Consider the following 10,207-nt stretch of genomic DNA (forward strand, 5'->3'; position numbering starts at 1 on the left):
GCACGGCCCCGTACCCACCGGCACGCAACCGCACGTCCCGCGCGACAGAACCCGCCCCGCACCTTCGCGTACCCGCGTACCCGAGTACCCGCCCAGTCCCGTACCCCCGCGTACCCGAGCACCCGCCCAGCCCAGCGCACCCCGCGCACCCTCCCCGCACCACCACACCGATACGCCCCGCGTACGTCAGCCCTGCCCTGAGACCGGCCGCATCCGCCGAGGGGAACCACCATGGCTCCAGAACCATCCCTGCTCAGCATGTCCGGCATCACCAAGTCGTTCCCCGGAGTCCGCGCCCTGGACGGAGTCGACCTGGAGGTCCAGGCCGGAGAGGTCCACTGCCTGCTCGGCCAGAACGGCGCCGGGAAGTCCACCCTCATCAAAGTCCTCGCCGGGGCCCACCAGCCCGACGACGGGCAGATCACCTGGCGGGGCGAGCACATCACCCTGAAGTCCCCGATCGCCGCCATGCGCCTGGGCATCGCCACCATCTACCAGGAACTCGACCTGGTGGCACACCTGTCCGTCGCCGAGAACGTCTTCCTCGGCCACGAACCCACCACCGCCGGATTCGTCGTCCGCGGCCGCGACGCCCGTTCCGCCACCGCCACCCTCCTCAAACGGCTCGGCCACCCCGAGATCGACCCGGCCCGGCTCGTCGGCGAACTCTCCGCGGCCCAGCAGCAGGTCGTCTCCATGGCACGGGCCCTCTCCCACGACGTCCGGCTCATCGTGATGGACGAACCGTCCGCCGCCCTCGACCCGGACGAGGTCGACAACCTCTTCCGCATCGTCGGCGACCTCACCGCCGCCGGCGTCGCCGTCGTGTACATCTCCCACCGCCTGGAGGAGATCCGCCGCATCGGCGACCGGGTCACCGTCCTCAAGGACGGCCGCGCCGTCGCCGGCGGGCTGCCCGCCGAATCCACTCCGACCCGCGAGATCGTCGCCCTGATGACGGGCCGCAACGTCGAGTACGTCTTCCCGCCGCGCCCACCGGCCGGCACCGAGTACCCCCCGCCCGTCCTCACCGTCGAAGGACTCGCCCGCGACGGCGAGTTCGCACCCCTCGACCTCGAACTGAGGCCCGGCGAGATCGTCGGCCTCGCCGGACTCGTCGGCTCCGGCCGCTCCGAGATCCTGGAGACCGTCTACGGCGCCCGCAGACCCAGCGCGGGCCGCGTCCTCGTCGACGGCACCCCGCTGCGCCCCGGCAGCGTGCGCTCCGCCGTGCGCGCCGGACTCGGGCTCGCCCCCGAGGAACGCAAGGCCCAGGCGCTGCTGATGCTGGAGTCCGTCACCCGCAACGTCACCGTCTCCACGCTGTCGCGCTTCGCCCGCGCCGGCTGGCTCGACCGGCGCGCCGAACGCGCCGCCGCCCGGCGGGCCACCCGCGAGCTCTCCCTGCGCCCCGACAACCCCGACGTCCCCGTGCGCACCCTCTCCGGCGGCAACCAGCAGAAGGCGGTCCTCGCCCGCTGGCTGCTGCGCGGCTGCCGCGTCCTGCTCCTCGACGAACCGACCCGCGGCGTCGACATCGGCGCCCGTGCCGAGCTGTACGCGGTGGTGCGCCGCCTCGCCGACGAGGGCCTCGCCGTCCTCCTGGTCTCCAGCGAGGTGCCCGAGGTGCTCGGCCTCGCCGACCGCGTCCTGGTGCTCCGCGAGGGGCTCGTCGTCCACACGGCGCCCGCCCGGGAGCTGGACGAACACCGCGTACTCGACCTGGTGATGGAAGGAAGCCCCGTGCCCACGCAGTCCGTAACCGAGGAAGGGAGCGCGACGTCATGACGCAGCCCGCCACCCCGGCCCAGCAGGGCGGACCCGACGCCGGGCCGTCCCCCGCCCCCGCCGCCGACGCCCCGGCCGACGGCGCCGGCCCGCTGCGCCTCCTGTGGGCGCGTGCCGACGCGCGTACCCTGTCGCTGCTCGGCGTGCTCGCCGTCCTCGTCCTCATCGGCGGCATCACCAAGCCCGACGAGTTCCTGGACACCCGCAACCTGCAACTGGTGCTCACCCTGTCGTCCATCATCGGCGTCGTCACCGTCGGGATGACCTTCGTCATCATGAGCGGCGGCATCGACCTGTCCGTCGGCGCGATCGTCGCCCTCTCCTCCGTGTGGGCCTCCACGGTCGCCACCCAGGAGTTCGGCTTCGCGGGCGTCCTGTTCACCGCGGTGCTCGTCGGCGTCGGCTGCGGACTCGTCAACGGCGTCCTCATCGCGTACGGCGGCATGGTCCCGTTCATCGCGACGCTCGCCATGCTCGCCTCCGCGCGCGGACTCGCCCTGCACATCACCGGCGGCAAGACGCAGACCGTCTCCATCGACGGCATCCTGCGGCTCGGCAACCGCGACGCGTACGTCCTCGGCGTACCGCCGCTGGTCCTCGTCTTCGCCGCCGTCACCGTCATCGGCTGGCTCGTGCTGAACCGCACCACGTTCGGGCGGCGCACCGTCGCCGTCGGCGGCAACGCGGAAGCGGCCCGCCTCGCGGGCATCGACGTCCGCCGCCAGCGCCTCTACCTCTACCTGCTGTCCGGGCTGTGCTGCGGCATCGCGGCCTTCCTGCTGCTCGCCCTGGTGGGGTCCGGCCAGAACACCAACGGCAACCTGTACGAACTCGACGCCATCGCCGCCGCGATCATCGGCGGGACCCTGCTGAGCGGTGGCCGGGGCACCATCGTCGGCTCCGTCCTCGGGGTCCTGATCTTCACCACGATCTCCAACATCTTCGCCCTGAACAACCTGCAGAGCGACGTCCAGCAGATCGCCAAGGGCGCCATCATCGTCGCCGCCGTCCTCGTCCAGCGGCGCACCGCCTCCACCACGTAGCCCACCGAGCCGCCCACCCCGTACGGCCCTCATCGGAAAGGTCATCGCCATGCCTCAGATACCGAGCCGCAGAGGTCTGCTCTTCGGCGGCGCCGCCGTCGGCGCCACCGCCCTCCTCGCCTCCTGCACCAGCAACGAGCCCAAGAACTCCAAGCCCGCGGTGAGCGACCGGCCCGCCGCCGACGACAAGCCCGGCAAGCCGGTCACCATCGGCTTCGCCGGCCCCCAGGCCGACCACGGCTGGCTCAACGCGATCAACGAGAACGCCAAGAGCCGCGCCGAGAAGTACTCCGACGTCACCCTGGAGATCACCGAGGGCTCCAACGACACCGCCGCGCAGATCGGGCAGATCGAGACCCTCATCAACAAGAAGGTCGACGTCCTGGTGATCCTGCCCGCCGACGGCAAGGCCCTCACCCAGGTAGGCCTCAAGGCGATGCGCGCGGGCATCCCCGTCGTCAACCTCGACCGGATCTTCGACTCCCCGCAGGCGTACCGCTGCTGGATCGGCGGCGACAACTACGGCATGGGCTTCAACGCCGGGCAGTACATCGGCGAGAAGCTCAAGGGCAAGCAGAACGCCAAGGTCGTCGAACTCGCCGGCCTCGACAACCTGGAGCTGACCAAGCAGCGCACCCAGGGTTTCGACGACGCGCTGAAGAACTACCCCAACATCACCAAGGTGGCCCGCCAGGCGGCCGAGTTCACCGTCGAGTCCGGCCAGTCGAAGATGGCGCAGCTCCTCCAGGCGCAGAAGCACATCGACGCGCTGTGGAACCACGACGACGACCAGGGCGTCGGCGCGCTGCGCGCCATCGAGCAGGCCGGGCGCGACGAGTTCCTGATGGTCGGCGGCGCGGGCGCGCTCTCCGCGTTCGAGCAGATCAAGCAGGACAGGGGCGTGCTGAAGGCCACCGTGCTGTACCCGCCGACGATGGCCGCGTCCGCGATCGACCTGGCGCGGGCCCTGGGCCAGGGCAAGGGCGTCTCCGGCATGGCGGAGTTCGAGATCCCGGCGTCCATCACGCTGTTCTCGGCGGTGGTCGACAAGACCAACGTCGACCAGTACATGCCCACCGGCTTCCGCTGACCGTGCCGCCCCGCACCCCCCACGACGCCATCACCACGAGGACGAGGAGGACACCCTTATGGGACAGCCGCAGCAGCCGGAGGGAGCAGAAGGAGGAAAGCCGCCGCTCGGCATCGGCATGGTCGGATACGCCTTCATGGGCGCCGCCCACTCCCAGGGCTGGCGCACCGCGGGCCGGGTCTTCGACCTGCCGCTGCGGCCGGTCCTGGCCGCGGTCTGCGGCCGTGACGGGGCGGCCGTCCGAGCGGCCGCCGACCGGCACGGCTGGGCCGCCGCCGAGACCGACTGGCGGGCACTGATCGCCCGGGACGACGTCGACCTCGTCGACATCTGCACCCCCGGCGACAGCCACGCCGAGATCGCGCTGGCCGCGCTCGCCGCGGGCAAGCACGTCCTGTGCGAGAAGCCGCTCGCCAACAGCGTCGCCGAGGCGCAGGAGATGGCACGGGCCGCCGAAGCAGCACAGGAACGGGGCCAGTTGGCGATGGTCGGCTTCAACTACCGCCGGGTGCCGGCCACCGCGCTGGCCCGGCGGATGGTCGCCGAGGGCCGGCTCGGCACCCTGCGGCACGTGAGGGTGACGTACCTCCAGGACTGGCTGGTGGACCCCGGGTTCCCGCTGACCTGGCGGCTGCGCAAGGAGTCCGCCGGCTCGGGCTCCCTGGGCGACCTCGGCGCGCACATCGTCGACCTCGCGCAGTTCCTGGTGGGGGAGCCGCTGGCCGGGGTGTCCGCGCTCACCGAGACCTTCGTACGGGAGCGGCCGCTGCCCGCCGGAGCCACCAGCGGACTGTCCGGTGCCCCGACGGCCGGCACCGGACAGGTCACCGTCGACGACGCCGCCCTGTTCACCGGCCGTTTCGCCTCCGGTGCCCTCGCCTCCTTCGAGGCCACCCGCTACGCCACCGGCCGCAAGAACGCCCTGCGCATCGAACTCAACGGGGAGCACGGCTCGCTGGCCTTCGACCTGGAGCGGCTCAACGAGCTGCACTACCACGACGGCACCGAACCCGGCACCCACGCCGGCTTCCGCCGCATCCTGGTCACCGAACCCGACCACCCCTACCTGGACGCCTGGTGGCCGCCGGGCCACGGCCTCGGCTACGAGCACACCTTCGTCCACCAGGCCCGCGACCTGGTCCACGCGGTCGCCGAGGGCAGCAGGCCCGAACCCTCCTTCGCCGACGGGCTGCAGGTGCAGCGCGTGCTCGCGGCGGTGGAGGAGAGCGCCGAGAAGAACTCCGTCTACACACCCGTCGCCGTCTGAGGAGGCCGCCGCCATGCCGCGCAGATTCACGCTGTTCACCGGCCAGTGGGCCGACCTGCCACTGGAGGAGGTCTGCCGCCTGGCCCGCGACTTCGGCTACGACGGGCTCGAACTCGCCTGCTGGGGAGACCACTTCGAGGTCGACAAGGCACTCGCCGACCCGTCGTACATCCCCTCCCGGCACCAACTGCTCGACAAGTACGGCCTGAAGTGCTGGGCCGTCTCCAACCACCTGGTCGGGCAGGCGGTGTGCGACGCCATCATCGACGAACGCCACCGGGCGATCCTGCCCGCCCGGATCTGGGGCGACGGCGAGGCCGAGGGCGTACGGCAGCGGGCCGCCGCCGAGATGGCCGACACCGCGCGCGCCGCGGCCGCCTTCGGCGTCGACACCGTCATCGGCTTCACCGGCTCCGCCATCTGGCACCTGGTCGCCATGTTCCCGCCCGCCCCCGAGGCGATGATCGAGCGCGGCTACGAGGACTTCGCGACCCGCTGGAACCCGATCCTCGACGTCTTCGACGCCGAGGGCGTGCGGTTCGCGCACGAGGTCCACCCCAGCGAGATCGCCTACGACTACTGGACGACCCACCGCGCCCTGGAGGCCGTCGGCCGCCGTCCCGCCTTCGGCCTCAACTTCGACCCCTCGCACTTCGTCTGGCAGGACCTCGACCCGGTCGGTTTCCTGTGGGATTTCCGGGACCGGATCTACCACGTGGACTGCAAGGAGGCCCGCAAACGGCTCGACGGGCGCAACGGCCGCCTCGGCTCCCACCTGCCGTGGGGCGATCCCCGGCGCGGCTGGGACTTCGTCTCCGCCGGGCACGGCGACGTCCCCTGGGAGGACGTCTTCCGCATGCTGCGCTCCATCGGCTACGAGGGCCCGATCTCCGTCGAGTGGGAGGACGCCGGCATGGACCGGCTGCAGGGCGCCCCCGAGGCGCTGCGGCGGCTCAAGGAGTTCGACTTCGACCCGCCGAGCGCCTCGTTCGACGCGGCCTTCGGCAGCGACTAGCTCCGCGGGGCAGCGGGGGAGCAGGGAGCGCGGGGCGCCGCTCGGCGCCCCGCGCTCCCCCCGGAGGCAGGGCAGGCCGGGGTGCGCGAGCGCCACCGGCCGGTCCGGCATGCCCGGAAGCCGCTTTGTCCTGCGACTGGAAAAAGTTCAACTTCTCTGCTGTGCAAGGGCTATCCGACTCCGACAAAGCCAGCTACCGTCCCGGAGTTGTACAGGTCACGCACATCTCCGGGGTGACGGCGCACCCCGGCACATCGCAACCGTCCCGTACGACCCACCCTCCCGGAGGGAATTCCGTGCACAGGAAACGTCGTAGATTCCGCAAGGCACTCGCACTCCTCACCGGCTCACTCCTCGCGGGCACCTCGCTCGCGCTCGCCGCGCCGCCGGCGAGCGCCGCCGCCCCCGCCGCCAGACCGGCCGCGGCGGCCGCCGAGGACTTCCAGCAGATCACCCTCGCCAAGGGCGCCGCCGAGGTCGGCGAACCGATGTCGCTGGCCGTCCTCCCGGACCGCAGCGTCCTGCACACCTCCCGCGACGGCACCCTGCGTCTGACCGACGCGCAGGGCAACACGTCCGTCGCGGGCAAGCTGGCCGTCTACAACCACGACGAGGAAGGCCTCCAGGGGATCGGCGTCGACCCCGACTTCGCCGAGAACCGGTTCGTCTACCTCTACTACGCGCCGCCGCTGAACACCCCGCCCGGCGACGCCCCCGAGAACGGCACCGCCGCCGACTTCGCCCCCTTCGACGGCGTCAACCGGCTCTCCCGCTTCGTCCTGAAGCAGGACGGCACCCTCGACCTGGCCAGCGAGAAGAACGTCCTGGAGGTCGCCGCCTCCCGCGGCATCTGCTGCCACGTCGGCGGCGACATCGACTTCGACAAGGACGGCAACCTCTACCTGTCGACCGGCGACGACTCCAACCCCTTCGCCTCCGACGGCTACACCCCCATCGACGAGCGGTCGAACCGCAACCCGGCGTTCGACGCCCAGCGCACCTCGGGCAACACCAACGACCTGCGCGGCAAGATCCTGCGGATCAAAGTCAAGCCGGACGGCTCCTACGACGTCCCCGAGGGCAACCTCTTCGCCCCGGGCACCCCGAAGACCCGTCCCGAGATCTACGCGATGGGCTTCCGCAACCCGTTCCGGTTCAGCATCGACAAGCCCACCGGCCACATCTACATCGGTGAGTACGGCCCGGACGCCGGCTCCGCCAACCCCAATCGCGGCCCCTCCGGCATGGTCGAGTTCAACCGCGTGACCAAGCCCGGCAACTACGGCTGGCCCTACTGCGTCGGCAAGAACGAGGCGTACGTCAAGTACGACTTCGCCACCAAGCAGTCCGGCGCGGCCTTCGACTGCTCGGCGCCGAAGAACACCTCGCCGAACAACACCGGCCTGGTCGACCTCCCGCCGGCCGAGCCTGCCTGGATCGACTACGACGGCGGTTCGGTCCCCGAGTTCGGCACCGGCTCCGAATCCCCGATGGGCGGCCCGGTCTACCGCTACGACCCCGACCTGAACTCCGCCGTCAAGTTCCCCGAGTCCTACGACGGGGACTTCTTCGCCGGCGAGTACGGCCGCCGCTGGATCAAGCGGATCGTGCACGACGACGACGGCACCGTCCGGTCCATCAACCCGTTCCCCTGGTCCGGGACCCAGGTGATGGACATGGCCTTCGGCCCCGACGGCGCCCTCTACGTCCTGGACTACGGCCTGTCCTGGTTCGGCGGCGACGAGAACTCCGCGCTCTACCGCATCGAGAACGTCACCAACGGCCACGCGCCGACCGTGACCGCCACCTCGGACAGGACCTCCGGCAAGGCGCCCCTGAAGGTGTCCTTCTCCGCGAAGGGCAGCGACGCCGACGGCGACGCCCTCACCTACGGCTGGGACTTCGGTGACGGCACCACCGGCACCGGCCAGTCGCCCCAGCACACCTACCGCGCCAACGGCACGTACACCGCCACCGTGACCGTGACGGATCCGACGGGCTACACCGCCACCGCCAACGTCCACGTGGTCGTCGGCAACACCGCGCCCACCGTCACCTTCCAGACCCCGGCCGACGGCGCCCTGTTCGAGTTCGGTGACACCATCCCGTTCAAGGTGAAGGTCACCGACCCCGAGGACAAGAAGATCGACTGCTCCAAGGTCACCGTCCGCTACATCCTCGGTCACGACAACCACGGCCACCCGGTCACCTCGGCCAACGGCTGCGAGGGCACCATCACCGCGCCGGCCGACGGCGAGCACGACCCCAACGCCAACATCTTCGGCGTCCTCGACGCCGAGTACACCGACAACGGCGGCGGCGGCCAGGCCCCGCTGACCACCCACGCCCAGATCGTGCTCCAGCCCCGCCACCGGCAGGCCGAGCACTTCAGCAGCCAGAGCGGCATCCGCACCTACGAGAAGACCCAGGCGCACGGCGGCAAGACCGTCGGCGACATCGACAACGGCGACTGGATCTCCTTCAAGCCCTACAACCTCAGCGGCGCCCAGACGCTGACCGCCCGGGTCTCCTCCGGCGGCGCCGGCGGCTACCTGGAGGTCCGCACCGGAGGGCCGAACGGCACCCTGCACGGCTCCGGGGTCGTCCCGGTGACCGGCAGCTGGGAGACCTTCCAGAGCGTCGACATCCCGCTCGGCAAGCTGCCGAAGAACACCACCGAGCTGTACCTGGTCTTCAAGGGCGGCGACGGGGCGCTCTACGACCTCGACGACTTCATGATCTCCGACAAGAAGCCCGCGAAGAACGCCAAGCGCGTCCTCGTCTTCTCCAAGACGGCCGGCTTCCGCCACGACTCCATCGGCACCGGCGTCCAGACCCTGAAGGACCTCGGCGGGCAGAGCGGCATCACCGTCGACGCCACCGAGGAGGCCAAGCAGTTCACCACCGCCAACCTCGCCCGCTACGACGCCGTCGTCTTCCTCTCCACCACCGGCACCGTCCTCGACGCCGACCAGAAGCAGGCGTTCGAGAAGTACATCGCCGGCGGCGGCGGTTACATGGGCGTCCACGCGGCCGCCGACACCGAGTACGACTGGCCGTTCTACGGCGGCCTGGTCGGCGCCTACTTCAACTCGCACCCGCAGATCCAGAAGGCCACCGTCCGGGTACCCGAGCACGACCACCCGGCCACCAAGGACCTCGACGACGCGTGGGAGCGCACCGACGAGTGGTACGACTACCGCTCCAACCCGCGTGACAACGTCCGCGTCCTGGCCACCCTGGACGAGACCACCTACCAGGGCGGCAGGATGAAGGGCGACCACCCGATCGCCTGGTGCCACGCCTACCAGGGCGGCCGCTCCTTCTACACCGGCCTCGGCCACACCAAGGAGTCCTACGCCGAGGACGGCTTCCGCAGTCACCTGCTCGGCGGCCTGAAGTACGCCACCGGCCAGGAGAAGGCGGACTGCAAGCCGCGCACCGGCTACCGGGACCTGTTCAACGGCCACACCCTCGACGGCTGGAAGCAGGCCGGACCGGGCGGCTTCACCGTCAAGGACGGCGCACTGCACTCCGAGGGCGGCATGGGCCTGCTCTGGTACCAGGCCAAGGAGTTCACGTCCTACTCCCTGAAGCTGGACTGGAAGATGCAGGGCGACGACAACTCCGGTGTCTTCGTGGGCTTCCCCGCCTCCGACGACCCCTGGTCGGCGGTGAACAAGGGCTACGAGATCCAGATCGACGCGACCGACGCGCCGGACCGGACCACCGGATCCGTCTACTCCTTCCAGTCGGCGGACATCAAGGCGCGTGACCGCGCGCTGCGCCCGCCGGGGAAGTGGAACAGCTACGAGATCCGCGTCGAGGGCCAACGCATCCAGGTGTTCCTCAACGGAGTCAAGATCAACGACTTCACCAACAAGGACCCGGAGCGGATGAGGAACGGCTACATCGGACTCCAGAACCACGGACCGTCCGACCACGTGTCGTTCCGCAACATCCAGATCAAGGAACTGCCCGCCAAGGGCGCCTAGAACGGCGGC

Annotated in this window: 6 protein-coding genes; all 6 read left to right on the top strand. The window is 70.7% G+C overall.

Features of this window, described 5'->3' with window-relative positions; translation table 11 throughout:
* Positions 1–231 precede the first annotated feature (231 nt).
* The 6 genes from RH94_RS31565 (at position 232) to RH94_RS31590 (ending at position 10,198) form a co-directional block, all read left to right on the top strand.
* Positions 232–1,788 (top strand): sugar ABC transporter ATP-binding protein, encoded by a 1,557-nt coding sequence (locus RH94_RS31565; protein WP_073951760.1) that lies wholly within the window; start codon positions 232–234, stop codon positions 1,786–1,788.
* On the top strand, positions 1,785–2,831 hold the full coding sequence (locus RH94_RS31570) for an ABC transporter permease (protein WP_073951761.1): 1,047 nt from the start codon (positions 1,785–1,787) through the stop codon (positions 2,829–2,831). Before RH94_RS31565 ends, RH94_RS31570 begins: the two co-directional genes overlap by 4 nt.
* A gap of 49 nt (positions 2,832–2,880) precedes the next feature.
* A complete protein-coding gene (locus RH94_RS31575; RefSeq protein ID WP_073951762.1) occupies positions 2,881–3,921 on the top strand; it encodes a substrate-binding domain-containing protein in 1,041 nt (346 codons plus the stop codon).
* A gap of 58 nt (positions 3,922–3,979) precedes the next feature.
* Complete coding sequence (locus RH94_RS31580) at positions 3,980–5,188, top strand: Gfo/Idh/MocA family protein (RefSeq protein WP_073951763.1); 1,209 nt, start codon at positions 3,980–3,982, stop codon at positions 5,186–5,188.
* 13 nt (positions 5,189–5,201) lie between these two features.
* A complete protein-coding gene (locus RH94_RS31585) occupies positions 5,202–6,203 on the top strand; it encodes a sugar phosphate isomerase/epimerase family protein (protein WP_073951764.1) in 1,002 nt (333 codons plus the stop codon).
* Positions 6,204–6,499: 296 nt separating this feature from the next.
* A complete protein-coding gene (locus RH94_RS31590) occupies positions 6,500–10,198 on the top strand; it encodes a ThuA domain-containing protein (RefSeq protein ID WP_073951765.1) in 3,699 nt (1,232 codons plus the stop codon).
* Positions 10,199–10,207 lie beyond the last annotated feature (9 nt).

It is taken from the genome of Streptomyces kebangsaanensis (genome assembly GCF_001906585.1).
GTDB classification, from domain to species: domain Bacteria; phylum Actinomycetota; class Actinomycetes; order Streptomycetales; family Streptomycetaceae; genus Streptomyces; species Streptomyces kebangsaanensis.